Source organism: Fortiea contorta PCC 7126 (assembly GCF_000332295.1).
Lineage (GTDB): Bacteria > Cyanobacteriota > Cyanobacteriia > Cyanobacteriales > Nostocaceae > Fortiea > Fortiea contorta.
Window position 1 is genome coordinate 249,864 of sequence record NZ_KB235931.1, and the last position, 26,332, is coordinate 276,195.

Annotated in this window: 21 protein-coding genes and 1 pseudogene; 12 read left to right on the forward strand and 10 right to left on the reverse strand. The window is 41.8% G+C overall.

The genetic code is table 11. The features are described 5' to 3' along the window. Positions 1 to 17: 17 nt before the first annotated feature. Together MIC7126_RS0125525 and trpD are read right to left on the reverse strand one after the other, a co-directional pair. Positions 18 to 1,556 carry a flavin monoamine oxidase family protein gene (locus tag MIC7126_RS0125525; protein WP_017655969.1) on the reverse strand — a complete coding sequence of 513 codons (1,539 nt, stop codon included), beginning with the start codon at positions 1,554 to 1,556 and terminating at the stop codon, positions 18 to 20. Between the two features lie 293 nt (positions 1,557 to 1,849). Continuing rightward, complete coding sequence (trpD, locus tag MIC7126_RS0125530; RefSeq protein ID WP_017655970.1) at positions 1,850 to 2,959, reverse strand: anthranilate phosphoribosyltransferase; 1,110 nt, start codon at positions 2,957 to 2,959, stop codon at positions 1,850 to 1,852. Between the two features lie 14 nt (positions 2,960 to 2,973). Here trpD and MIC7126_RS30895 point away from each other — a divergent pair, with 14 nt between their 5' ends. Further along, positions 2,974 to 3,225: a hypothetical protein gene (locus MIC7126_RS30895; RefSeq protein ID WP_017655971.1), complete on the forward strand. Its 252-nt coding sequence runs from the start codon at positions 2,974 to 2,976 to the stop codon at positions 3,223 to 3,225. On the opposite strand, the gene trpB is transcribed toward MIC7126_RS30895, so the two are convergent. From trpB to MIC7126_RS0125560, 5 genes are all read right to left on the reverse strand, one after another. Further along, positions 3,200 to 4,453 carry a tryptophan synthase subunit beta gene (gene trpB / locus MIC7126_RS0125540; RefSeq protein ID WP_017655972.1) on the reverse strand — a complete coding sequence of 418 codons (1,254 nt, stop codon included), beginning with the start codon at positions 4,451 to 4,453 and terminating at the stop codon, positions 3,200 to 3,202. The genes MIC7126_RS30895 and trpB overlap by 26 nt on opposite strands. A 110-nt stretch (positions 4,454 to 4,563) precedes the next feature. Beyond that, complete coding sequence (gene trpA / locus MIC7126_RS0125545; protein WP_017655973.1) at positions 4,564 to 5,367, reverse strand: tryptophan synthase subunit alpha; 804 nt, start codon at positions 5,365 to 5,367, stop codon at positions 4,564 to 4,566. Between the two features lie 271 nt (positions 5,368 to 5,638). Then, positions 5,639 to 6,508, reverse strand: a complete 870-nt coding sequence (trpC, locus tag MIC7126_RS0125550) for an indole-3-glycerol phosphate synthase TrpC (RefSeq protein ID WP_017655974.1) — start codon at positions 6,506 to 6,508, stop codon at positions 5,639 to 5,641. A 46-nt stretch (positions 6,509 to 6,554) separates the two neighbouring features. Beyond that, the gene (locus MIC7126_RS0125555; RefSeq protein ID WP_017655975.1) at positions 6,555 to 8,750 is read right to left on the reverse strand and encodes an anthranilate synthase; all 2,196 of its coding nucleotides are present in this window, start codon (positions 8,748 to 8,750) and stop codon (positions 6,555 to 6,557) included. A 709-nt stretch (positions 8,751 to 9,459) separates the two neighbouring features. Continuing rightward, a complete protein-coding gene (locus tag MIC7126_RS0125560) occupies positions 9,460 to 11,562 on the reverse strand; it encodes a cytochrome-c peroxidase (RefSeq protein WP_026100531.1) in 2,103 nt (700 codons plus the stop codon). A 1,048-nt stretch (positions 11,563 to 12,610) separates the two neighbouring features. Here MIC7126_RS0125560 and MIC7126_RS0125565 point away from each other — a divergent pair. Genes MIC7126_RS0125565 through MIC7126_RS0125605 form a run of 9 tightly spaced genes read left to right on the forward strand, consistent with a single transcriptional unit; the run spans position 12,611 to position 21,925 of the window. Then, positions 12,611 to 13,174: a hypothetical protein gene (locus tag MIC7126_RS0125565; protein ID WP_017655978.1), complete on the forward strand. Its 564-nt coding sequence runs from the start codon at positions 12,611 to 12,613 to the stop codon at positions 13,172 to 13,174. A gap of 14 nt (positions 13,175 to 13,188) precedes the next feature. Further along, complete coding sequence (locus tag MIC7126_RS0125570) at positions 13,189 to 13,560, forward strand: hypothetical protein (RefSeq protein ID WP_017655979.1); 372 nt, start codon at positions 13,189 to 13,191, stop codon at positions 13,558 to 13,560. Then, positions 13,514 to 16,261: a hypothetical protein gene (locus MIC7126_RS0125575; protein ID WP_017655980.1), complete on the forward strand. Its 2,748-nt coding sequence runs from the start codon at positions 13,514 to 13,516 to the stop codon at positions 16,259 to 16,261. Before MIC7126_RS0125570 ends, MIC7126_RS0125575 begins: the two co-directional genes overlap by 47 nt. 36 nt (positions 16,262 to 16,297) lie before the next feature. Further along, the gene (locus tag MIC7126_RS0125580; RefSeq protein ID WP_017655981.1) at positions 16,298 to 17,086 is read left to right on the forward strand and encodes a hypothetical protein; all 789 of its coding nucleotides are present in this window, start codon (positions 16,298 to 16,300) and stop codon (positions 17,084 to 17,086) included. 36 nt (positions 17,087 to 17,122) lie between these two features. Next, the gene (locus MIC7126_RS0125585) at positions 17,123 to 18,175 is read left to right on the forward strand and encodes a hypothetical protein (RefSeq protein WP_017655982.1); all 1,053 of its coding nucleotides are present in this window, start codon (positions 17,123 to 17,125) and stop codon (positions 18,173 to 18,175) included. A 23-nt stretch (positions 18,176 to 18,198) separates the two neighbouring features. After that, a complete protein-coding gene (locus tag MIC7126_RS0125590; RefSeq protein ID WP_017655983.1) occupies positions 18,199 to 18,993 on the forward strand; it encodes a hypothetical protein in 795 nt (264 codons plus the stop codon). A 21-nt stretch (positions 18,994 to 19,014) separates the two neighbouring features. Then, positions 19,015 to 19,695, forward strand: a complete 681-nt coding sequence (locus tag MIC7126_RS0125595; RefSeq protein WP_017655984.1) for a hypothetical protein — start codon at positions 19,015 to 19,017, stop codon at positions 19,693 to 19,695. A 21-nt stretch (positions 19,696 to 19,716) separates the two neighbouring features. Continuing rightward, the gene (locus MIC7126_RS0125600; RefSeq protein ID WP_017655985.1) at positions 19,717 to 21,291 is read left to right on the forward strand and encodes a TrbI/VirB10 family protein; all 1,575 of its coding nucleotides are present in this window, start codon (positions 19,717 to 19,719) and stop codon (positions 21,289 to 21,291) included. A gap of 22 nt (positions 21,292 to 21,313) precedes the next feature. Then, the gene (locus tag MIC7126_RS0125605; protein WP_017655986.1) at positions 21,314 to 21,925 is read left to right on the forward strand and encodes a hypothetical protein; all 612 of its coding nucleotides are present in this window, start codon (positions 21,314 to 21,316) and stop codon (positions 21,923 to 21,925) included. Between the two features lie 84 nt (positions 21,926 to 22,009). Here the strand turns inward: MIC7126_RS0125605 and MIC7126_RS0125610 are convergent, their stop codons facing one another. Both MIC7126_RS0125610 and MIC7126_RS0125615 read right to left on the reverse strand, forming a co-directional pair. After that, positions 22,010 to 23,539: an FAD-dependent oxidoreductase gene (locus MIC7126_RS0125610; RefSeq protein WP_017655987.1), complete on the reverse strand. Its 1,530-nt coding sequence runs from the start codon at positions 23,537 to 23,539 to the stop codon at positions 22,010 to 22,012. A 212-nt stretch (positions 23,540 to 23,751) separates the two neighbouring features. Beyond that, positions 23,752 to 23,979, reverse strand: coding sequence for a hypothetical protein (locus MIC7126_RS0125615; protein ID WP_017655988.1), 228 nt, complete (start codon positions 23,977 to 23,979; stop codon positions 23,752 to 23,754). Between the two features lie 171 nt (positions 23,980 to 24,150). Between MIC7126_RS0125615 and MIC7126_RS31470 the strand changes: the two genes are divergently transcribed. Beyond that, on the forward strand, positions 24,151 to 24,288 hold the full coding sequence (locus MIC7126_RS31470; RefSeq protein ID WP_169330811.1) for a hypothetical protein: 138 nt from the start codon (positions 24,151 to 24,153) through the stop codon (positions 24,286 to 24,288). A 71-nt stretch (positions 24,289 to 24,359) separates the two neighbouring features. On the opposite strand, the gene xisF is transcribed toward MIC7126_RS31470, so the two are convergent. After that, entirely contained in the window at positions 24,360 to 25,910 is a 1,551-nt protein-coding gene (gene xisF / locus MIC7126_RS0125625) for a fdxN element excision recombinase XisF (RefSeq protein ID WP_017655990.1), read from the reverse strand. 36 nt (positions 25,911 to 25,946) lie between these two features. Here xisF and MIC7126_RS29765 point away from each other — a divergent pair. Then, positions 25,947 to 26,222: pseudogene (locus MIC7126_RS29765) on the forward strand (nitrogenase component 1); the annotation flags it as partial. Positions 26,223 to 26,332 lie beyond the last annotated feature (110 nt).

Genomic DNA, 26,332 nt, shown 5'->3' on the forward strand with positions numbered 1-26,332 from the left:
CTGCTCCAAGCTTGTGTTTATTTTATACTTGGTAATCTAGGAAAATTTACTTTGGCGGTGGCAACTAAGGGGGTGGGGGTGGTGAATTCTTTGACAGGTTGATGGGCGACGATATCGTATACTGCTTCGACTGAGGATTCAACGGCGCCTTGAAGCCAAGCGGGAAATCGAGAACAGTGTTCGCCTGCGAAGAAAAGCGTTTTTTGGGGTCTGGCGGCTTCTAGGTAGTGGATGTGATGGTTAGATTCGCTGGTGATGTCGCCGCCCCAGGGAATGGAACACCCGCCCGCGCTCCACTTGTAATTACCCCAGGCGATCGTTGCTGTATCTAGGAGCATACCGGGTTTGTCAATTTCTGGGTGCAGCTTGCTGACGGCTTTTTTGACGTAGATGTAACGATCTGAATCGGACATCATGCCTAATTTGTCTGCATCGTCGCCAATGGTGTAGCTAGCTAAGAGCGTGCTACCGTCTGTAGTATTGTTTTTGACAGAAGGGTAGTAGATTTGACGGATGCCGTCATCGCTGAATGAGGCTCCACCCTTGATTTCTGCTTGCTCCCAGAATGGTTGGGTGCAGTGAAACAGCACCTTGGTGGCGGGACAGTATACGGTGTTGTGGAAAGCGGCTAGTTTATCGTTATCAAAGCCGCTCAAGTCCATTTGACGCACTATGGAAAAAGGAATGGTACATAATACGTAGTCACAGCTACGTGTACGCAGTTCTCCTTCTTTGAAGAATGATACTTCCACGTAGTCAGCGTGTACATCTAAACCAACTACTTTTTGGTTACACTGGACGGGATTTTTCAGGGCTGCGGCTAGACGGTAGATGAGCTGATCTATCCCTCCGTCTAGTTGTAATAAATCGTGGCTAGTCTCGACCAGGATATCACTAAGGAACATGTCAAGCGCTTTGCTGCACCGCGCTCTTAAACTGGGGTTGGCTTTGATGAAACTGTGGAGGTCTATAGTTTCGCCATCATCATCGAAATATGGCTCTAAATCTAACCTCTCCAATTCATCCATCAATTTTAAAGACAGGTCACACTCTAAGCTGTGGCGCAAATCCCCTGGGGATATGGTGTCAACGATGGTCTTAAACCACGCGGCAAAAAGCTTAGTCTTTTGACTGTAGCGCGGATCAGCGAAAATCTTAGGATATTGCTGTGGGAATATTTGGGGTGCATCTTTCATCCGAAAGACTTTACCTTGCATATTAATCAGCGCATTTTGCTCCTCGAACACGGTGACAAACTTGCACAGTTTATCACTCAGCCCCATTTCCTGTATGTAGTGTAGGACATGTTTGTGTTCGCTGGGGATACGCATTGCTCCCAGTTCTCCATAGGGTGATTCTGGACTATCTCCGAAGTGATGAGTCCAGACTCGCCCGCCAATTCTGGGGCTACCTTCCATGATATCGACGCGGTGGCCTAGACGCTCCAGCTCATAGGCTGCTACCAAACCTGCAATACCAGCACCCAAGATGGTGATTTGCTTGGGTTCTTGGGGATTTGCTAGCTTGCACATAGCAAGCATTCTTTTGATATCCATTCTTACTCCGAATTTGCTATCAAAACCGCGAATTATTGTTGCGTTGTTAAGCTTTGCTGAATCAGGGGTTAGGGGGTAGGGGTGATGGGGTGGTGGGGAGTGTGGGGAGTGTGGGGAGTGTGGGGAGTGTGGGGAGATCAGAGAAAAAAAGAATTAAAGAATTTATGCTTACGCTTGTGATCTTCTCCGTCTTCCCAAGCCTCCCACACCTCCCACCCTTCCTAATCCCTCATCCCTCATCCCTGCCATAAAGTCCTGACTACGAACTCAGCAAAATTAAATGCTTTGGGTTTTTACTGTAGGAATTGTGCCAATTGTTCTAATTTTTCCCAGGCTAGTCCGCTGTGGAGAATTTCTCTGGCAATGATTATGGCTTTGGCGAAGGTGTCAAAATAGTCGCTGGAGTCAGGTAATAATTCACTGGTGTAGAGTGCTAGGGCTGTATTTAAAATTACTACATCTTGCTGGGGTTGAGTACCTTTACCTTGTAAGACGGCTTTGAGGATGTCTGCGTTTTCTCGGACATCTCCGCCTCTGAGTTGGCTGGTGGGAGCGGGGTTTAAACCTAGGTCTTGGGGGTCTAGTGCTAGCAGGTGCATTTTTTGATTTGACACCACAGCTAAGTCTGTTTTGTCGGCTAACCCGGCTTCATCTAATTTTTCCCGTCCATGAAGCACGATCGCTCGCCGAGTTCCTAGTTGATATAAAACTTGGGCGAAGGTTTCGACTATTGTCGGGTCGTTGACACCTACAACTTGTCCTGTTGGACGCATGGGATTGATTAGAGGCCCGAGGAGGTTAAAGATTGTCCGCACTTTCAAGGCTGTTCGCAGTGGTGCGATCGCTTTTAAGGCTGGGTGCCAATCTGGTGCAAACAAAAAGGTAATCCCAACTTCTTCAACGGCTTCTTGAGTTCTTTTGGTGCTGGTTTTGAAATTTAAACCCAAGGCTTCTAATACGTCCGCTGATCCAGTTTTACCTGATGCGGAACGATTGCCATGCTTGGCAACTTTTACCCCAGCCGCAGCGGTGACGAAGGCAACGGCTGTGGAAATATTAAAGGTTGATGCTCCGTCTCCACCAGTACCGCAAGTATCAACCAAGGCTGATTGACCAACAACGCGATCGCGCAAGGTGGCTTTTAATGATTGGGAGTATAACACTTTCACCATACCTAACAATTCTTCGGCAGATACTCCCTTGGCCTGAATTGCTGCTAAAATCGCGCCGGAAATCACTGAGGGAATGGCTTCTGCTAACCAACCATACATTAAATCAGAGGCTTGGGAAACCGAAAGTGATTGCCGGTCTAGCAATTGCTGCAGTAATGCAGACCAATTAACAGCGTCGTTGCTTAAAGCATTTTTGCCAACACTGATGTTTGCGGTAATTATATTGGTCATGGGAATGGGGAAGGGTGGGAGGTGTGGGAGGTGTGGGAGGTGTGGGGGGTGTGGGAGGTGTGGGGGGTGTGGGAAGGGTGGGAGGTGTGGGGGGTGTGGGAGGTGTGGGGGTGTGGGGGTGTGGGGGTGTGGGGGTGGGGAAGGAAGGAGAAGATCACAAGCGTAAGCATAAATTTTTTAATTCTTTTTTTCTCTCATCACCCCACACTCCCCACACTCCCCACACTCCCCATCACCCCATCACCCCATCACCCCACCATCCCTAGAAGCCACTGTCTGCACATCTTTATCACCGCGTCCTGAGCAGTTGAGTACAATCCGAGGACTATCGGTTAGCTGTGGGCAAAGAGTTTCTAAATATGCGATCGCATGTGCTGTTTCCAGGGCTGGGATAATGCCTTCTAGTTGTGCGAGGCGTTGAAATCCTGCTAGGGCTTGTTCGTCGGTGACGCTGTGATATTCAGCCCGCCCAATATCTTGCAAATAACTATGTTCAGGGCCGACTCCGGGATAATCTAAGCCAGCACTGATAGAATGGGCTTCGATAATCTGGCCGTCGTTATCTTGTAATACATAACTCATGGCTCCGTGCAATACCCCGACTCGTCCTTTGGTGAGGGTTGCTGCGTGTTTTTGGGTGTGAATACCTTCACCAGCGGCTTCAACGCCAATGAGACGCACGGAAGGTTCATCGACAAATTCATGGAATAACCCGATGGCGTTGGAACCGCCACCAACACAAGCTAGGAGAATATCTGGAAGTCCTCCCCATTTCTCCATCGCTTGAGCACGAGTTTCTTTACCGATGACTGCGTGAAAGTCTCGCACCATCATGGGGTATGGATGGGGCCCGGCGACTGAGCCTAAAATATAGTGGGTGGTTTCTACGTTTGTCACCCAATCCCGAATTGCTTCTGATGTCGCATCTTTGAGGGTTCCGGTTCCGGCTTCCACTGGTCGCACTTGTGCCCCCATCAGCTGCATCCGGAAGACGTTGAGAGCTTGTCGCTCCATGTCGTGGATGCCCATGTAAACTACGCACTGTAAGCCAAATCTGGCACACACTGTAGCGGTGGCTACACCGTGTTGACCTGCTCCGGTTTCGGCGACGATGCGCTGTTTGCCCATGCGCTTTGCTAACAGCACTTGCGCTAGTGCGTTGTTAATTTTGTGAGCGCCTGTATGGTTTAAGTCTTCGCGTTTGAGATAAATCTGCGGCCCTGTACCATCAGGTTTAGCGTAGTGCTCGGTTAGCCGTTCCGCAAAGTAAAGGGGTGTGGCGCGCCCAACGTAGTCTCGCAGCAAGGCTTGCAACTGTTGTTGAAACAGTGGGTCAACTCGGTATTGCTTAAATGCCGATTCTAACTCAATCAGGGCTGACATTAATGTTTCTGGTACGTACTTACCCCCAAATTGACCAAATCTGCCGTTGGCATCGGGTTGCTGACTGAGCAATTGAGTTGCGGATTGAATCTGCTGTGTATTTAATAACATTAAATTTGCCTAATAATACTGTAATGGGGAACTGACTGAGTTTTTTCTCTAAATCAAGTATGATTCCTGTATAAATTTGGCTGTAGAGAGGTAGCCTTGCCATGTTTCTACTATTGGTCTGGTGTAATTGATGTTTTCAAATCCCGACACAAATCTTTAATGGAGCGCAACCCCCGATATGGTGTACTTTCGGCTAAACGTTCCACGAAGGCACTGCCGACAATCACGGCGTCTGCGCCCCATGTTTTCATTTGTCGTGCCTGTTCTGGCCCGGATATGCCGAAACCAACGCCTATAGGTTTATCTGTGACATTACGGATTTGCTGTAGCACATCTTTAACACGGTCTTGGATGTGGGAGCGCATACCGGTGACGCCTGTGACGCTGACTAAATAAATAAATCCTCTTGATTGACTAGCGATCGCTTTTATGCGTTCTGGAGAACTGGTAGGGGTGACTAATAAGATGACTTCAATTCCTACAGCGTCGGCGAGTTCTAACAAGTCGCTGGCTTCGTCTAAAGGTAAATCAGGGACGACTAATCCTTTAATTCCAGAGGCTGCAGCTTGTTTGAGAAAGGAAATTTTGCCTAGGCTCAAAATAGGATTGTAGTATGTGAAGAGGATAATTGGCGATCGCAAAGTGTGAGTGACTGTTTGAGCTAGTTCTAATACATCAGCTAAACGTGTACCATGTTTGAGCGCCCTGGTTGCAGCGGCTTGAATCACTGGCCCGTCAGCCAAGGGATCTGAATAAGGTACCCCCAATTCAATCAAATCAGCCCCACTGGAGTCTAAAACTCGTAAGGCTTCTGCTGTAATTTCCAAATCGGGGTCGCCAGCTGTGACGAAGGGAATTAACGCACACTGTTTGCTGGCTCGCAAAGATTCAAAGCGTTGAGAGATAGAAGTCATTCTTAATAAACCAGTGATAGCAGGGGATAGGGGATAGGGGATAGGGAATAGGGGATAGCGTCAAAACTCAGTTGGTGTCTGGGTTTTATATTCGGTTTATGCCCTAAGCTATCGTCAGGTAGCTATAGTTCTATTTCCCAAGTAAGTTGTTGAGTGTAGCGGAAACACTTTCTGTTGCTATAGCCATAGCCACATAGGTGAGGACATAAACTAAAGATAAAATGCTTACACAAAGCGACTTTCAACCCTGTTGCCTGTTGCCTGTTCCCTGTTATATTTGCAATAATGATTTGACGGCTTGTTCTATATTAGTTTGCTTGACTAGGGATTCTCCTACCAGAACAGCTTGAACTCCCGCATCGGCGACAAGGGCTAAGTCGGCTGATGTGTATAAACCAGATTCGCTGACAACTGTAATTCCTAAACTTTTTAAGCTTTCCCGACGCTGTGCTAATAAGCTTTGAGTTGTTTCTAAGCTAACACTAAAGTCTTGAAGATTGCGGTTATTAATTCCTAACAATAGCACATTTGTTAATGTTAGTACGCGGTCAAGTTCAGCTAAAGTATGCACTTCTACTAAAGCAACCATTCCTAAACTCTGAATTAATTGGATAAAATGTTGCAGAGTTTGATTAGATAAGATAGCAGCAATCAATAAGACTGCATCTGCTCCATTAATTCGTGCCAAATAAATTTGGTAGGGATCAATAATAAACTCTTTGCATAATAACGGTAGTGCTACGTTCTGTCTAATTGTTCGCAGATTCTCAAAACTACCTTGGAAGAATTTTTCATCAGTTAGCACTGATAAACAAGTAGCACCGCCTCGTTCATAGGCTTGAGCAATTTTCACAGGCTCGAAGTCAGCACGAATTACGCCTTTACTGGGCGAGGCTTTTTTGACTTCTGCAATCAAGCTGGGCTGACGAGGATTCTGCTCTAATGCTGCCAAAAAATCTCTGAGAACTGGGGCTGCACTAATTTGATTTTGTAAATCTACAAGAGGTAGTTGTTTTCGCCTCAATGCGATTTCTTGTTGTTTATGCCGGACAATCTCTGCTAATATGCGGTTTGATTTTACTGAGTTTAGAGGTATTTGGCTATTGATTTCCAGAGTAGAAATACTCTTGTTTGCATCCATAAAAAACTGGGGTAATTAAATTGAACGTATTCAATGTGGGGAAGTTTCAAACAGCAACAATGGCAGCGTATTTTTTAGTTGTACACGCACTAACTATATTTTTAATAATTGCTAGACCGATTCCTTCTGCTAAAGTCATGATTGATTCTGGATGAAACTGAACAGCGAAAATTGGCAGTGTTTGATGCTCGATTCCCATAATTACTCCATCATCGGAAATAGCAGTAATTTTTAGTTCTTTGGGTAAGCTTTCTTTTAGAGCAAATAAAGAGTGATATCTACCAACGGCAAATGATTGTGGTAAGTTTTGGAAAGTTACAGAATCAGTGGCTATCACAGAAACGTGAGATACTTTACCATGCTGGGGATAATCAAGAACTCCTAGTTCACCGCCGAAAGCTTCGACAATACCCTGTAATCCCAAACAAACACCAAATATAGGAATTTGTCGGTTGATACAAGCTGTAATTGTCTGTTGGAGACGGAAGTCATCAGGTTTACCAGGGCCGGGAGATAAGACAACAAGGTCTGGAGCTTCTGTGTCAAAAACTGATTCCGAAAATCCGTGGCGTAGTGTTTTGACGCTAGCACCAGTTTGACGGATATAGTTTGCTAGTGTGTGTACGAAGGAATCTTCGTGGTCTATCAGTAATATATGCTTTCCAGATTCTGTATGAGGTTGCTGTTCTGGGGCTGAACTGGTGGCTAATTCGCTACTTTGATGCTGCGCTTGGTAGAGTGTCTGGAACAGAGCAGCAGCTTTGGTGATGGTTTCTTGGGCTTCTGCTTCGGGAATTGAGTCGTATAAAACTGTGGCGCCCACTCGCACTTCGGCGATGGAGTCTTGTAACTGAATGGTTCTGAGAGTTAGACCAGTGTTCAAGTCGCCTTGGAAGGTTAAGTAGCCAACCGCGCCCCCGTACCAACGTCTAGCGCTGTGCTCATGCTGTTCGATAAACTGCATCGCCCAGCGTTTGGGCGCGCCTGTAACTGTAACCGCCCACAAATGGGTGAGGAATGCATCTAAAGCATCAAACTCAGGTCGCAGTGTGCCTTCAACGTGGTCTACTGTATGAATTAAATGGCTATATAATTCGATTTGACGACGACCAATAACCCTTACTGACCCAGGTTCACAAATTCGGGATTTATCGTTGCGATCTACGTCGGTACACATCGTCAATTCTGCTTCATCTTTGCTTGAGTTTAATAGCTTTAAGATTTGAGCAGCATCGTCAATAGCACTTTGACCTCTTTTAATAGTACCACTAATTGGGCAGGTTTCTACACGTCTGCCTTCTGTTCTCACAAACATTTCTGGAGAAGCACCTACTAGATATTCTCCCCCTAAATTGAAGATGAAACCGTAGGGACTGGGATTAATTTGTTGTAGTTTTCTAAACAGTTCTGTGGGAGGTTTATCACAGGTTTGAAAGAAACTTTGACCGGGTACTACCTCAAATAAATCGCCGCGACGGAAGTATTCTAAGGCTTTTTCTACTTGTTGTTCATATTCTCCTGGTTCATGGTCAGAAGCTTTTTTAGGAGTGAGACGCTTACCTTGATAATCTATGATTTGACCGCTGCGAGGTAAACCCTTGGTGCTGCTATTATTGGTGACGAATTCGTATTGCAAACAATATGCGCTTTGCTGATAATAATCAACAATTAATAATTCATCTGGTAAGTATAGCACTAAATCTCGTTGAGTTTCCGCCCGCTTTAAATGCTTGGGCATGTGCTCAAATTGAAAAACTAGGTCATAACCAAAAGCACCATAAAGTCCTAAATGCTGGTCTTCTGAACTGTGGAAAGTATGGAGAATTTCTCGGATGATGCTAAAGACAGATGGTTGTTTACTTCTTTCTTCTTCTGAAAAGAATTGCTCTATTTTTTCAACGGAACCTGATATATGGTTGGAGTTGAATTTAATTTTCTGAATTTGTGGTAAATTGCCCAAAATTTCTAGCAAATATTTCAGCAGCACCAAGCCTCGGTCGTTATGTGCTGTGAGGGTGAAGTTGTGTTCGCGGGTAACGAGTTCTAGGGGAGGATTGATGAAACCAATTGCCCACCTCTTATACCTTCCAGGATATTCGTAGCTACTTTTTAATAAAGCTCCGCGCTGGGAATCTAGACGCAATAAGACCTCTTCGATAGCTGTTTCAATGGAAGTTTTAGTCACTGAGCGAGAAACAAAAAGTCCGCCTCTGGTTTTGTAGCAATGGGTATCTAAATTCATGAGTGATTCCTGGAAAGCTATATTTTTCTAAAATCCCAGGATGTCAGAAATTTATGTACTGGATAGAAATATGAAAGCTAGATTATGCCTGACTGGAAAATAGTGGTTAGGGGTTAGGGATTAGGGGTTAGGGGTTAGGGGTTAGGGGTTAGGGATTAAGGATTAGGGAAAGGCATTTTCATTAAACCTCTTGCAAAAGTACCTTTTCTACTCTCTGTTCCCTGTTAAGAGTTAAGAGTTCCCGAGTTCTGCAAGAAGTCTATTGTTTTTTGAAAGCTTTTTGTATTGAACTGTACTTGATTCATGTATTACCAATAAAATTAATCGTTTAATCCCCGATATAGATTGGTTGCTTGTAGGATTTGGAAAACACAACTCAGTACCCTTTTACTCCCTAGTCCCTAGTCGCTATTCCCTGTTCTCTATATCCGCACATAAGTTTAGAAATCAAAGCAAACTGCTATGTCAGTAACATATTTGCTTATCTCGAAAGAATTTTCTATCTATCTGGCGAGAGAGGTCTTTCTAGAGGTTACAGGCGAACAGTGATATTGAAGACCAAGAAAAAGTGAGACGATGAAGTGACAATACTAAACCACAGATAAACAAAATAAATCTGCTCATCTGTGGTTTTAATGATTGTGCAGATATGCAACGCCCAACTGAGGGTGTTACATATCTGGGTCAGGAATTAATTTGTTGGCGTTGTTTACCTGTTGGTTGAGGTGGCGAGGAAATTCGGATGACCACTACCGCCGTTGCGACCAACTGCGGGGATTTCTAGCATCTCATCTGTGGCTTTTCCGGTACCGTCGTCGGTTACGGAGGTGCTGTCACCTGGATGTCCGTTGGGGACAAACAGTTGTGGATGGTCGAAGGGTGCTTTCTCTAGGCGCACTCGCTCATCGGTTAAGCCTTTAAGGAAAGCGACTATATCAGTTTTTTCTTGTGCGGTCAGATTTAGGACTGGAAGCACGCCGGGAGAGTCGCCATCTCTAAAGTCGCCACCGCGGCTGTAGAAGTCTAAGACTTCTTCTAGGGTTAATTGTGCGCCATTGTGGAAGTAAGGGGCGGTTAGTTCGACGTTGCGTAGTGCGGAGACTTTAAAAGCTCCTTCTACGGCGATATTATCTTCTCCTGTGGGGATAACGGGAGGGTCTTCGCCGACTATTTGCTTATAAGTACCGTTTAGTGCCAATCTTGACTCTGCAAGTGGATTACCGAAGGGGTCGGAGCCGCCGATACCACGGTCTTCGCGGGTTGGTCTGACACCATTATTCAAGAAGCCGACGTCTTCGATGGGTTGTTGACCAAACAAAGCAGCGGCGATACGTCCTTGGGTTTTGATGTGATTGACGGAAGCAATGGTAAACTCTGCGCCGATGTGACAACCGATACATCCTTTTGCTTGGAAGGCTTGTAAGCCGCGCTGTTGTTGTTCGTTGAGGGCGGAGGGATTTCCTTCCACAAAGCGATCGTATGGTGTATCGTCAGAGATGAGTGTAGCTTCGTATGCTTGAACTGCTAACCCGAAGAACAAGGGGAAGTTGTACTCTATTAAAGAGTATTGGTTTGTGTCGAGGGGTGTAGTGGGTCTGCGGAGCACACTCCGTGAACCGTCAGTGTTGACTTGTACTATCAGATTAGATCTCCACCATTCTGCTTTGAAAGCGTCTTTGATTAATTGGTCGTAGGTTCTGGTTTTTAGACCGGGGTTGGGGAATCTGCTGTCAGCACCGAGGACGCTATCTTCTGGATGGACAATTTGTTTACCGAGGGGGCGGATAGCGAGTAATTTTTTACCCATTTTTCGGGGTAGTTTTCTACCTCTTTCGGCCTCGTCTATGTCTATTCCTTGGTGAGCTTGTCTGAATCTGCTGTTTCCGACTAATTTGTCACCGATTTCTTGGAAGGTGCGACCGTCAGCGGACATCTCAAAAGAGCTAATTGGTGGAGCTAGTGCTTGAGAGGCTAAAGATGAATTATTCAGGCTGACTTTGACTAGTTCTAACTGATTGGGATTGTTGGCTTTACCCACAAAAGCGTTGGGGTCTCTATTACCCCAAAGATTGACGCCGTTGAAGGTATCTTGCGCTCTTCCATCCCAAAAGTTACGTAAGTTAAAGACTGCATCAATTACGCTTGGTGCGTTACGTGGTTCGACTCGCCGCACTTTCACGCCATTGACGTTAAAAATGGGATCGTCTTTTTGATTAACTTTGTCCTCTGCTTGACCAGGAACAACATCAACAAATTCTGTATTGAATACCGCACCAGATGAAACGATATCGTTGCTGTCAGCTAAGACGGTACTGTTAGCATCATCTGGGTTCGACAATTTACGGAAGGGAAAATCTTCTGGCTTGAGTTGATAGTTGGCGCCACCTCCGACTTGGAAGGTAGCATCTAAAACTACCGGGTCAGAAATATTTACTCTTTCAACACCAGGATTAATTTGGTTTTTAGACCTGCTATCGGCTCCGGCGTGGAAATGACAGCTAGCGCAGGTCATGACGCCATCGCTACCGATTTGCATGTCCCAGAAAATGGTTTTTCCGAGTTTGATTGCGGCTGTTTTATCTCTGATGAAGTCTCCGAGATTATCAGGTTCTGGTACCGCTACACTTTTGAGTGAAACTAAGGCTGGTGTCGGTGTTACCTGTGCTGACACTGTGTGTCCGCAGATGATAGCTACCAGCACTAATAGTGCAATGGCGATGGTTTTTGAAGACTTTGATTTGAGCTTGCGGGTAAAGTTGACAAAACCCCACCCTCTCCCACGAGGGGATAGTATTCGTCGTAGTATGCCCATTGTGACAGTTCCTACTTTAAGGTTGAAACCTATTCAAATATGAGAGGTGTTCGGCAATAAAAACAGTAACAACAAATATCTCAAAATAGCGGTGCTGTTTGAGTTGCTAGATTGCTCTTTCTAGCTATAATTTGTTGTTTTTGAAAGAGAGTGAAGTAAGATAGTTGTTATGGATAAAAAAAGCAATAGCACTGGATAAAAAGCATTGAAATAATCGAGCGATCGCTATTTTGTGGTCGGGCAAACTAGGCGGATTTTCTCATCCATTTTTTTAGCGATCGCTATAGCGGTGAAGTGCTATTTAAATTACGAGACATAAAAGCCCACAACCAGCATCTCACACATTGTTCAAATTGCTAAGACATATAACAAATCTTTATTATCATGAACATAAGAAACAGCAAATATCTCAACCATAGTGACTGAGAGGATTGGGAATTTATTTGTTGTTTTGTTGTTTTATATATCTCAAAAGCGCAAAACCAGATTAACAAAGACTTTTGCTTTTAAAAATTAAATCTTTGGGTAATTGTCGTGATAAATTTAAATTATTTGTATGTATGAATATTTGTTTGTGCGCTCGATTACCAGCAGGAGAAAGGAATTATGTCTTGTTATGTCTTGGCTATGGGGAATAGAGATAACAGCAGTTGCACCCACAAGATGTTTGTCAGTGAAATTAGATACTAGTTTTCTACTTGAACACTGGATAACTACATCACTAGATAGATAGACAAAATACTGTTGAGCTATGTAATGTGTTGGGGTTTAGTTTTCAGCTTTGCGATCGCGGTGTGTGATGACAGGTACAAAAAAAAGGAGATACCTGTCGCTCAAATCAGCGTCTCTTAGGGGAAACGCCAAGCACGCTGCACACTAAACAAAGATTAAACGAAGTTAATATTCAGGTTAATTTTGACAATGATTATTTTAAAAAACTTTCAATAGGTATGAATTAGGATACGGAGATTGATATTTTATTCTTGACAAGGTAAGCTGACACTGTTAGTATGCTTGTATTTATTTGTTTGCCCATCCAAGTACTAAGGTGAATAAAATTCGTAAATTGCAAGGAACACTAAAAACAAAGCTTCTCAGCTTTAGAGAATGCATACCATTTCTGGTTGCTTGTTTAGTGCTTTTAAGTGTGATCAGCCTTAAAAGTCCTGTCTTACTTTTTTGTTTGTTAACTGGTAGTTTAATCACAATAGTCATACAGCAAGTTGGGCAGCAAATACATTTACCAAAAAAGAGATTAACATTACTGCAAATTTTAGCGGTAGCTGCAGTTTTAAGTGTATTTTGGTTGGACTATTTTGTAGATCCGGCACAAGCACAATTTTTCAGAAAAGCCGAAGATTTTTTTAAAAACAATTTAGCGCCAGGTACTAACGCCAGCGGTAACGCCCAGCCAGCAGTTAGCTTAGTATTCAATGTGTTAAGAGCAATTTATTTACTTTATATTGCTATTTCTTTAGTTGGGGTGGTGAATGCACTGCGGAAAGACGAAGATTGGCAAAGTGTTGTGAGGACTCCTTTGTTAGTTGTCGTTGCAGTTACTGTTGCTGATGTACTCACTGGCTTTGTTATTGGTGACAGTAGTAGTAGATAGCTCATGTAAATAGTATGTCTCAAGATCGAGAGCAAGAATTCCGTCCAGTTAATCAAATTTTAGGTAGCCAACCTTCATTGGGGCCCCTACCTGCTGATCAAATTTTCCCTTGGACAGTAATTGCTTTAGCAGCCTACTTTATTATTAATGGAATTTTTGGTGGACTATTCCAAGATGACTTTAAAAAATGGTTATGGACAATATTGATTGCTGGTTGGGGAATGGCGACTTGGTGGATATTAACTGGTGGTAGAAGTTGGAGTTTCTTAAGTAAATTTATTGGTGTTCCTGTTTGGACAAGAGGCTTCGCACGTTATCAAAGCCCGCTAGAAGTGAATCATGAAAGAAAAAATCGGAAAACAAAGCGTCGGCGTCAAAGGAAGTGAAAGTAGATTTACACCATTTGAAGATGCTTTACACTTGGCAACAATGATGCGAGTGGCGCTAGATGGGCGAGATATTGGTGCTTATATTTTGACAAAAGGAACTCAAAAAGACAAGTTTTGTTTTGTTTTTGGTTTTGAATGTCGAGGAGTTCATACTACATTAAGAACCGAACAAATTGCCACAATTTTTAATAATATTGAATCTGGATTGAAAGATATCCCTAACGGCGAGAAAATGACGTTACATTTGGGGTCTTTTACTTCAGATAACCAGCGACAACAAGAATTAAGTTTATTATCAAAAAATACACATTCACGAGATATAAAATATTTGTTAATGGCGGAGAGAGCTAGAGTCAAGGAGTTAACTAACTCTGGTGTTCGCAAGCCTAAGTTTCTAAAAATTTACGTTACTTATACTTTGGAAACAAATGCTAATAACGCTGATGATTGGATAGAGAAGCTATTAGCAAAATCTGAAGCGTGGTGGTTGAAATTCAAAGGAGAACTTGCAGAAGTAGAAAACCAGCGTCTGGAAACTATCATTATTAATGCTTACCAACAGGGTTTTAATCGTTGGGAACAAATTTTATCAAACAAAATGGGGCTAGATATCAAGCCTTTAAATGCTGATGAGCTTTGGTCAGAAGTTTGGAGAAGATTTAATGATAGTCCGGCGATTAATATTCCGCAATTAATTACTTTAGATGAAACTGGACTTCATGAACAAGTTGATTCTGATTTAAATAGCAGTAAGTTGCTTTTAAATAGTATTCATAGTACAACCTTGTTGATGGATTCTGGTGTACCTTGCGCTGACCGTCGCTGGGTGAATGTGAATAATCGCTATATTGGTGCATTGACGTTTTTAGAAAAGCCTGGCGGTTGGGCTAATAAGTCTACTCAACTACGCTATCTATGGGACTTGATAGCGAGAGAAACGGTGGTGGATACAGAGATTTTTTGTCAGTTAACTGCAGCCAATCCAGCATTGGTAAAAACTACATTACAGCGGGTGTTGAAGCAGTCTAATATGACGGCGTTGTTGGCGCAGGAAAAGAGTAGAACCATTGATGTCAATGCTCAATTAAAATTGAAGAAATCAGTAGCGGCGCAGGAACAATTATATGAAGGTGCAATACCGATTTATACGGGAATTGCTATTTTTGTCCATCGGCTTAGCATTGAGCAATTAGATGAAGCGACAAGATATATTGAAAACTGTTTTCAACGACCAGCAAAGGTAATTAGGGAAACAGAATACGCTTGGAAGATTTGGTTACAATCTTTACCGATAGTGTGGGAGGGTTTATTAATTAAACCTTTTAATCGTCGCCAATTATATTTAACTAGTGAAGTTCCAGGATTAATGCCTTTGGTGTTAACTAGAAAGGGTGATAATCGAGGGTTTGAATTAATTGCTGAAGAAGGCGGAACACCTATACATTTAGATTTATTTAATCAACACAAAAACCTAGCACTGTTTGCGACAACTCGTGCGGGTAAATCTGTTTTGGTATCAGGAATTTTGACTCAGGCTTTGGCCTATGGAATTCCGGTGGTGGCGTTAGATTTTCCTAAGCCAGATGGCACTTCTACCTTCACAGACTATACAGAGTTTATGGAGGCAAACGGTGCATATTTTGATATTTCTAAACAATCGAATAATTTATTTGAACAGCCTGATTTACAGTTATTGAATCAAGAACAACAACGCGATCGCTTGCTCGATTATACCGTGTTTCTGGAATCAGCTTTGATGACGATGGTTTTAGGAACATCATCTGAAAATCAACTGCTATCCCAAACTGTACGCTCAATTCTCAATCTAGCATTGGGAGCTTTCTTTGCTGATGAGGGTATACAGCAGCGATATCGTACAGCGATGAAGGACGGTTTTGGTAGTCAAGCTTGGCAAAAAACCCCTACTTTAAAAGATTTTCTTTATTTCTGCTCACCAGAACATCTCCAACTAGATTCTATCAGTGGTAGAGTTGAAGACGCACTCAGCCAAATTCAATTACGCTTGCGGTTCTGGCTTTCGAGTCGCGTGGGACAAGCTATTTCTGCACCGTCTAGCTTTCCCACCAATGCACAACTTTTGGTATTTGCATTAAGAAATCTTTCCGATAGTGAAGATGCTGCAGTACTATCTTTGAGTGCTTATTCAGCAGCATTACGACGAGCATTAAGCAGTCCAGCTTCTATATTCTTTATTGATGAAGCGCCAATTTTATTTGAATTTGAGCAGATTTCTGATCTAGTTGGGAGAATGTGCGCTAACGGTGCAAAAGCTGGGATTAGAGTTATTTTATCAGCGCAAGATCCCGATACGATCGCTAGATCAAAAGCAGCATCAAAAATTTTACAAAACCTGACAACAAGATTAATTGGTAGAATTCAACCAGTGGCTGTAGATAGTTTTGTGGATATTTTAAAATATCCCCGGGAAATTATCGCTCGCAATGCCACAGAAAGTTTTTTCCCTCGCAAAGAGGATATTTATAGCCAATGGTTGTTAGATGATAACGGCATTTATACCTTCTGTCGTTACTATCCAGGTTATGAACAATTAGCAGTAGTTGCTAATAATCCCCATGAACAAATTGCACGTCAACAAGCAATGCAGGAGCATAGTGATAAATATGAAGCAATTTCTACCTTTGCGCGTCAGTTAATTAGTTCATTACGGCGGAGTTAATCAAGATGCAATTAGCTATTTATCAGGATTAAGATTATGTATAAAACCACAATTTTAACTTTAACTTTAGCCGCCATCGTTATTCTACCAGCAACTGCCCAATTAGGAAGGGTTTGGACAGATTTTCAATCTTATTCTGTAGATTTACAAAACTATCTCAAAACTAGTCTGGGCGAATCTTTAAAACCTGTGGACGCCCAAGCAGAAACTGCTATATATAATGCTACGGGAGAGTTGAATATACCAAACCCGATTACAGCGGGACAAAGATTTCGTGATCAAGATAAAATCTTGATTGATTCCCTATCAGATAAATTTGAAAATAATTCAACGGTGCGTTCAGCTTTAGTGAGTAACGAAATCAATCGTTTAATTAGCCGTGGCGCTATTGAAGGAACTCTAGGTGTGAAGGGACAAATTCGCTTGAAAACCAAATTAATCAACACAGAAAAGACTCTAGAAAATATAGCCACCTTATCAAATGATGCTGATAAAAATAGCCAAGAACTGCTGAGTAATATTGCTAGTGCTGCGGGAAGCTCAGGTTTGAGTCTTTTTACTTCCCAGTTATCGCAACTCCTGAATGCTAACCAAGTACAAACTATCAAAATTCAACAAGAGCAATCAAAAATTATTGCGGAATCGTTTTTACAAAACTTGCAAACGAACCAGTCTTTACAATATTCTAATCTCAATTTGGCTAATATTTCTCAACAAATGGATGAAGCAAATCGCGCCCGAAGAGTTGATACCGCTGCGGAAGGTGCGAGACTTTTGCGGACTACGGCTCAAATCGATTTATTTGGCAGAGAAACTGAGAATTAAGATATTAAATTGGTAATTACTAACCAAATAACTCAAATGCAACTTGATATTATACATATTTTTTTGGCTCAAATTGATGTTAACGAGCTTTTGGGTAATGGTGCGACAACTGCTAAAACTATTGCTGAAGGTTGGGATAAGCAATGGTTAGATATATTGCAAAATAATAGTAGTAATAATTTATATAGGTCACTAACTAATTTGGGTATATTTTTTGCAGTGGGAACTCTGATGTTCTTTATGGTGCAATGGCTCAAGGATGTAATTTACTATGAATATTCTCGACCAATATCTGCTTTAATTTGGCCTTTTTTAGTGGTGATATTATTAAATATTTCTGAAAATGGCAGCGCCCTTTCTAATCTAACATTAGCTGTCCGTAATTTAATTAATTCTGTAAATCAGCAAATAGTAGCGACAACTGATGCGAATCAAGTCTACCAACAAGCGGTGAATATGAGTGTTGCAGAAGAATTTGCTGGTTCTCTGTTGCGTCCTTGTCAATCGCTGACTGGTGAACAACAAACGCAATGTTTGATTAAAGCTGCTGATAAAATGGAGCCTCTTTGGCAAGAATATAAAAATGTTTATGGAAATAGACCTTGGATAGAAAGGTTAAAAACTAAGGTAGATGATATTAAATATGGTACACCAACTGTATCGGAAACTGCTTTTAATGCTTTGCTGGGTTCAAATTTGCAAACCAGTATCAAATATTTTTTCCTTTCGTTGCAGTATGGTTTTCAAAATTTGATAGAAGCGACTATGCTACTGATAGCAACTCTAGGGCCGATAGCGGTGGGTGCGTCGTTGCTACCTGTAGCGGCGAAACCTATTTTCGCTTGGACTATCGGGTTTTTATCTGTGGGAATCGCTAAAATATCATTCAATATTATTGCGATTTTAACAGCCTCGGTGATTGTCAATGGCCCAGGAGAAAATTTGAATGCAGATCCTGATTTAATGTGGTTCATAATTTTTCTGGGAATTTTAGCACCGATTTTATCTTTACTAGTGGCTACTGCTGGAGGGTTTGCAGTTTTTAATGCGATTAATAGTACAACTGACTGGGTAAAAGAGAGGATATAAATATTTAGGTGGGGGATGGGTAAATGGTACGGTTATTACAGCAGAAAAAGCGCACATTTAGTATTCTAACAACATTTGCGATCGCTGCTTTTGGTTTGCATTTATTTGTTTTATTTTTATTTGTATTACAAGGGTTAAATATTCGTCAACTTAGCTTGCGAAAACCACCGAATTTTGTAGAAATTGTCGATGATGAATCAACAACAAATATAGATAACTTGGCGAGAGAACCAGAAGCAATTCGTCAATTCGTGACGAAAACAATGACATCAATATTTAATTGGTCGGGAATGCTACCAGCAGAAACACCAGAACAGGTGACAAACCCTAAACCTGACCCAGGAATATTGGTGAGAACTTCCCAGGGTAACACTCAAAGAATTAGCAGTAAAACTTGGATAGCTGGTTTTGCTTTATCAGAGGATTTTCGCAAGGGCTTTTTAAGAAAAATCGCAGAAATTACACCACCCGAAGTCTTTTCTAAAAATCCACAACAAGCTATGTCAGCGCAGTTATTTATCAAGCGGGTTTATCCACCAAAAAAAATTGCAGCCGGAAAATGGCGAGTGGGGATAGTAGCTGACTTGATTCAAAAAAAACAGTCTGATGAGCGCAAGGTAATCACTCCTTTTAATAAAGATTTATTAGTGCGAGCAGTCGATTATTTTGATGCGCCATTAACCGAGGATAATAGCAACTTACAAAAAGCGATTCGCAGCATTCGCGCTGATAGATTAGAAATTTATGAAATTAGGAACTTATGTTTATTAGACGACAACAGTAATCAGGGTCAAAATCAGTTCAATCAATGTGTGTAAATTATCTATTTGAGGTTGTCAATGCAAATAATTAAACCAGAAAATAGAAGCAGTAGTCTCTTACCAATATTTGCGGTGGGGACATTTGGGTTAAATTTATTAGCCTTACTTTTACTCATGTTTCATGGGTCTATATTGCAAGATTTAGAAAAGCAGTTAACACCTCAAAGTTTAGTGCAACTTTTGAATGGTCGCACCATCACAGTAGACCCTAAACCTAATTTAGAACGTCATCCAGAAACGATTCGGCGATTTGTTGGGGAAACTATGTCTTTTCTGCTTACTTGGTCGCCCACAAAACCACCAAAAAATATTTGGGATAGCAGTTCTGGATTAATAGCTGATAAGTTACAACAAAAATTTCAGTCTGAAGTTATTGGTTTAGACCCAGCTAACCAATTTGAAAATACTAATAGAATAGCTGAAACTGTATTAGTCTTAGTCAGAGTTTCTCAACCTACAAATATAAGTGAAGGTAAATGGAAATTACAGATAAATGCTAATCAATTAATTTTTAATAACTCTGACAACTTGGGTAATTCTGTTGCTTTTAATAAACAAGTTTTAGTGAGAGCAGTAGATGAACCAGCGACTAAAATACCACAAGCTCCTCTACCTTTACACCGCGAGGCTCACCGACTTGGGCAAGCTAGGCTAGAAATTTATAACATATGTGACATTAATGTGAAAGATTGTTATTAAAATTACAAATCAGGTATCGTTATGACACAAGCTTCAATTCCGACAACAACTCAACCCAAAAATAAAACTGGTCTAAATGCTGAAAATTACCAACCAGAAGTAGAATCTTTGGATTGGGAAGCACGGATGGCAAAATTAGTGGGATTTGTGGAAGAATCTTCTAGTATTAATGACAAAGTAGCAGAAGATTCAGCAATATCTCAGCCTGGGGTGTCTCCTTCACCAGAGGTTCGTACCGAGCAACCTTTTGCTTCTAACCCCTTTGCAAAATTAGGTTTTGTGGGTATTGGTACTTTAGCTGTAGTGATGTTTGCTGGCGGATTTTTGACTCAATTGATGAGTAGTAGCAATCAAAAACCAAGCAAGAATAATATTATTTCACCAGAAGTGCGATCGCCAGCACAAGAGGAACCCCAGCCCCAAGCTTTAGAAGCAGAAATAGAAACTCTCAAAACTAAATTAGCACTGACTGAACAAGCAGAAGATGTGAAAGCTGCACAACGTACACTCAGAACTACAAAAATTACCGCACCTACTCCCAACGTTGCTGTTAGAGATACAAAAATTCCTACACCAGTAAAAACAGTTTATGTACCGCAGATTGCGAGGGTAGAGCGAGTAGTGAAAGTCCCGCCAACATTGCCTATATTACCACCACAACCACCTGTTGTAAAACCAGCACCACCTGTAGTTAATTTCACTCCACCATCACCACCCAATCCTTTCGATGAATGGTCTAGGTTAGCCAAGATTGGTAGTTATGGTCAGATAAATATAGCTGATAAAGCTAACACTAATTCTGCCAGTTATCAACCACCAAGAAATAGTGAGGTTCAACCAGCAGCAACCAACCCCAGAAATAACCAAATTACAACGCCACAAAGAGCTGCTGTCGTTAATCCGGTACAACAACGCAGTCCAAAATCTGTGGTGGTAGGAAGTAGTACCAGAGCCGTTTTAGCAACAGCAATATTTGGAGAAACTACCAGATCAAAAAATAGTGATAGGAACGAAAATGAAGGCGAAAGCAACAATAATAATAATGTCTTTGTTGTACGATTACAAGAACCATTAAAAGCAGCCGATGGAACAATTGCTATCCCTGCAAAAACTGAATTATTAACCGAAATAGAATCGATTTCTGAGCAGGGTTTGATGCAGTTAAAAGTAGTGAAAATGATGCAGCAAATTAATGGTAGCCTCTCAGAACAGAGTTTACCACAAAGTGCGCTGATGCTCCGCGCTCCCCAAGGTAAACCGCTACTCGCGCAACAATTTCCTAATCGTTCTTCATCTATCGCCTCGATGGATTTAGGATTATTTGTTTTGGGTGGTCTGGGTAAAGCCGCAGAGTTAATTAATCGCACTGAATCCCAAGTTATCACTACAACTACTGCAGGGACAATTATTAATAATAGCAACCCCCGCAACGACATTTCCGCCGGAATATTAGAGGGTGGAATTAAAACTATAGTTCCGCAAATTGCACAACGCAATCAACAGGCTATTTCCCAAATGACTCAACGCAGTAATATTTGGTTTTTACCTGCGGGAACCACAGTTGAATTGTATGTTAATCAAAACTTGAGTATTTAAAAACAGCAACTAGGAGGTAAAAATGAAAATACTATCCTTACCTATCTCCTTCTTTACAACAGTGAAAAATCTCAATTTACAGGATAAAAAATTACGAAATTTTTACTTCCTCCCCCTAGCTTCAGTCATTTTTGTCGGAGCTTTGTTTCTGTTGGTAGAGAAAACTTTAGCTAATAATGCGGTTCTCCGTTCTATATTTTCTTGTCAAGCCCAAGGTTTAGGAGGCGCAACACCGACTATCAACGTGTGGTATCAACAAGGAACCAATTTGAGCTTTATTCCTGCTGGCGAAACTATTAGAAAAGTTTGGTTAAATGACCCGTCTCAAGTAACTGTAGATTTTGATGGTCAACTGTGTGCTCAATTTGGTCAAGACCGTAATTCTGGAGAAGATTGTCAAAATTCATCAGCAAATGTGATGCAACTCAGGAGGATTAAAAAGTTAAATATTCCTGGATTACCTAGTACTGAAAATACTCTTTTGACGGTGGTAACTCAAGGACAAGGTAGAACCAAATTGTACACTTTTCGCGTGCTATACGAAGAAGGTAGCCCCGCTTACCACACTTTAGCAGTTTTTCCTGACCCGTCTTCTTCCAGAGAAGCTCCTTGTGTGAGAGTACCAAAATCTTAAACTTAAGATAATTATAAAACTAAACTAAACCGTTTAGTCTAGATGGGGACATGGGCTGGTTATTTCCGGGCCATGTCCACACATCTAATTAAGTTGCATTGCTTCAATCTTCAACTTGTCTAAATCCTTCACAGTGGGGCCGTGTAAAACTTCCCCTTTGCAATTGAAGCGGGAACCGTGACAGGGACAATCCCAACTTTTCTCCCCACTGTTCCAAGCGACGACGCAACCCAAGTGAGGACACACCGCAGAAACAGCGTGTATTTCTCCTGTTTCGTCTCGATAAGCTGCTACCTTGTCTCCATCGACTGTGACTAGTTTTCCTTCACCTTTGGCTACGTCTTGTAAAGATTTGTTTAATCCTTTGAGGCGATCGCCTACCCAATGTACGCCGACCTCTAAGTTTTGTTTTATACCTTGTGGACTGACGAAAGGTGTGGCGCGGGTAGCATCATATAAATCAGCCGCTAGATTTTCGATACCTAAGATTTTGTCTGCAAGGATCATTCCTGACAAGGTTCCTTGAGACATACCCCACAGACTATAGCCAGTAGCTACATAGGTATGCTTGCTGACAGGGGTTAATTTACCTACGTAAGGTATCTTATCAAAAGATACAAAATCCTGGGTAGACCAACGATAATCAATGGTGTCAACACCAAAGCGGGAGCGGGTATAATTTTCTAGATCTAAATATTTTTCTTCAGTGTTTTCCACTGTTCCCACTTTATGACCACCACCACCAACTAGCAGCAATAAACCGCCCTCAATGGGAGTCGTCCGAATTGAGTAATATTTTTCTCCAGAGCCTATGTACATTCCCTGGGGCGCTTGATGTTCGGTGATGCGAGCACCAATAATATAAGAGCGTTTGGGGTAAGTTTTTGCAAAGAATAATCCTTCGTCAGTGATGGGAATATTGGTTGTAATTAAGACATCCTGCGCTTGAATAATTCCCTTGTCGGTAATAACTTGACAAGGATTATTTTCCTCTACCTTCTCCACCCTGGTATTTTCAAACACATAACTTCCATCACCAGGAATCTGTTTGATGAGGTGTAATAGGTATTTGCGGGAGTGAAATTGCGCTTGGTTGTCGAACTTCACAGCGCCAGCGATAGGGAAAGGTAGGGAAGTTTCACGGACAAATGAGGCGGGTAGTCCTAATTTTAGCGCCGCTTCTACCTCCTTTTCAATGTCCTTGAGATTGTCTTCTGTCTCAGCGAAAGTATAAGCGCTTTGGCGACTAAAGTTACAGTCAATTTGTTCTGTAGTGACTGTTTTAGCAACAAATTCTATTGCTGCTTGGTTTGACTGTGCATATGTGCGTGCTTTGTCTTCACCATGATTTTTAATCAAGTCTGCGTAAATCAATTGGTGCAGTGAGGTAAGTTTGGCTGTAGTATGACCACTAACGCCAGTAGATATTTGTCGGGATTCAATTACTGCAACCTTTTTACCTGCACGTTTGAGTAATGTTGCAGCGGTGATTCCTGTGATACCCGCGCCGACGATCGCCACATCTACAGACAGATTATCACTAAGTGGTGGAAAATTCGCTGCGGATGTGGAGTCGATCCAATAAGAAATGTGTTTTCCTGATAAATTAGGCATATGTTTTCCTTGACAGTTCGGCGATTATCTATCTGCTACTTTGTTTTTTAATTGGTATTACATGCATAATTCCCAGGAATAAATTAAACTGTTTATCTACTAAAAGAAAACTACCGTTTGATTGAGGAATTAGGAGATATGTATACGTCTTCAGGTATATACAATGTTTTTCATGCCGTTAGAGACGTAAAATTTTACGTCTCTAAAAAAGTTTAACCGCCACCTAAACTCGCAATGGTCATTTGTCTATTGACTAGGTTTTCTTCTGCTTTAGGGTCAACAACATCTGAGTTGTAATCGTCAGTGTTTTCTTGCTGATGAATTGAGTCATCTAAGTGACTATCTTTGGCAACTTCTCGGTCAGAATTCTGGCTGATTACGCTAGGGTCAGCAGTTTCATGAACGGATAGATTGATTAATTTCCGTGGTTCTTGTGTCATGGTTGTTTATTGTTGCTAAATAGACTATTTATCTACATAATTTAAAGCTTGAATAATATCCGTGCCATCTTGCATTAGATGTATTTCTTGAGACTCAAGACAAAAAGCTCGCAGCTAACAGAAATTTTCTGTCTCCTCGCTATTTTTAAATTAATGATGGAGCCGCTGCAAATGAAACGATATGAAACATTAGCTGAATTGGTGGCGCGAACGGTGCTAGAGTTTGAGCAAAGGGAATTAACTCAAAAACACCAAGTACAGCCACAGAAAAAAAGCCGAGGTAAGCGTAAGTCGAAGAAGGTTGCTTAGTTTTGGTGTAATTGTAAAATTTAAAAACGCAGAGGTACGCGAAGTTTTTTTTGAGGATATTTGGCTAGGATTTAGTGGAGGTGCAATAATTCAACTGTAGTTACGGTGTTGCCATCTACTATTATTTTTTTTATACAACCTTTGAGTAAAGTTTGTTTGTCTTGTATTTCTAAATTTTGCCAGTATCTTTCGTTAGCAAATGCAATGACAATTCGCTCTTTGGCTATTAGATATTGTTTGGATGTATTATTGGTTGTGGCGATCGCATTGGCGATTTGAATTCTGATGTCTTCTTTGGCTTTAGCGATCGCTGGATTTGATGGTAATGCTTCTAAGGTGTTTAGTGATGCTCGCAGTGTCTTGATTTCTGGGGTTTCTTGTGTGGTTGTCACTTCTTGTTCTACTATGGTTGCTAACCGTTCTGCTGCTAACACTAGATGTTTAATTACTTGTTTTTCTAATTCATCGGAAGCAATCATCCGCCCATTTTGACAAGCGCCACTGCGATAAAAGCTGCATTGGTAATGATGACGGACAAAATTTTTGCTTTTGACCAATTTTTTGCACTGGCGACTATAAGCAGCTCCGCAATGAGCACATTTTACTAGGTTGGCGAAGGGGTTGACATATTTTTGCTCGTTCGCCCAGCGGTTGTTGCGATTTTCTCGAATCATGGCTTTGATGCGTTCGTGTTCGTCACGGGTGATGATGGCTTCATCTTCGTGGGTTCCCCATGTCACCTCCCACTCGTCGAAGGGTTTGCGGTGTCCTTTGGGGCGGACTACGGTGTTATATAATGTTCCTCCTGCGTAGACGGGATTGACGAGAATGGAGCGTAACCCAGAAACTGACCATTTTAATCCTGTGTGAGGGTAACGCAGATTTAACCCGCCTTGACGGGATTTGTGGATATTCTCTAAGATAATTTCCTCTGTATCTTTGAGGATGTTGATCCGGGATTCCGTAGCTTTGGGGACAACATTTGCTTGAATACCTAGGGTTTCATGCAAGACTCTCGCTGTTTGGGACACCGTACCCACCGCTAAGAAGGTATCAAATACAAACCGCATTAACTGCGATCGCGTTAATTCTTTTTTCTGGGCAATTAAACAAACACAGGGACGATGATCTTGTTTGTATTTGTCATGTTCAACTATATATCCCAGTGGTGCATTCCAGTGGGGTTTTTTATTTGCTTTGCGGGTGTCGCGCTCTTTTTTGACTCGCATCGCCAACATTTTCACCTCATATTTAGATGCTGCTAGTCGCACATCTATTGTTAATTCGCCGCCAATACTTGATAAGTCAAATGGCTCATCTAGCGCGTATGGTTGTATTCCTTTCTTTTTTAACGCATCCATTAACTGATAAAAGGTCATGGATGAAGATGTTAAACGATCAATGCGAATAAATAGTAACTTTGACACCTTACCCGGTGGAGATGCATTGATATCTTCAATTAACTGTAATAGTCCTTGACGGCGATCGCTAGTGCGACTCTCCACATCATAATATATCTGCGTTGCCCCCGCCGCACGCAACCGCCGCATTTGTTTGATTAAAGCGCCTTCATCCTCGGCTTGCTCATCTGTCGAAACCCGCGCGTAACTCCAAACGTCCATACACCAAATTATCGAAGCGTTAGGTTAATTTTACCTGATAAAGAGCACATTTGTTCTTTGTTGTTCACCGAGCCAGTTGACTTACTCATCGGTAACACCTACGGTAAATATCTGTGGCGTGACACCAAGATTCCCCTCGTAAGAATCGGCTACCCCATCATGGATCGTCACCACTTACACCGTTACAGCACCATCGGTTATCAAGGTGTGATCAACTTGCTCAACTGGATTGTCAACACAATCTTTGAAGAAATCGATCGCAACACCAATATTCCTTCCAAAACAGACATTTCCTACGACTTGATCCGTTAGAATTTGTCATCACTAAAACAGTGCTGAATTATGATGCAAATCTACTCAGCCTGAATAAATTGCGCCGTGTCTAGAAAGTAAAAAGTAAAAAGTAAAAGGCAAATCTTTTA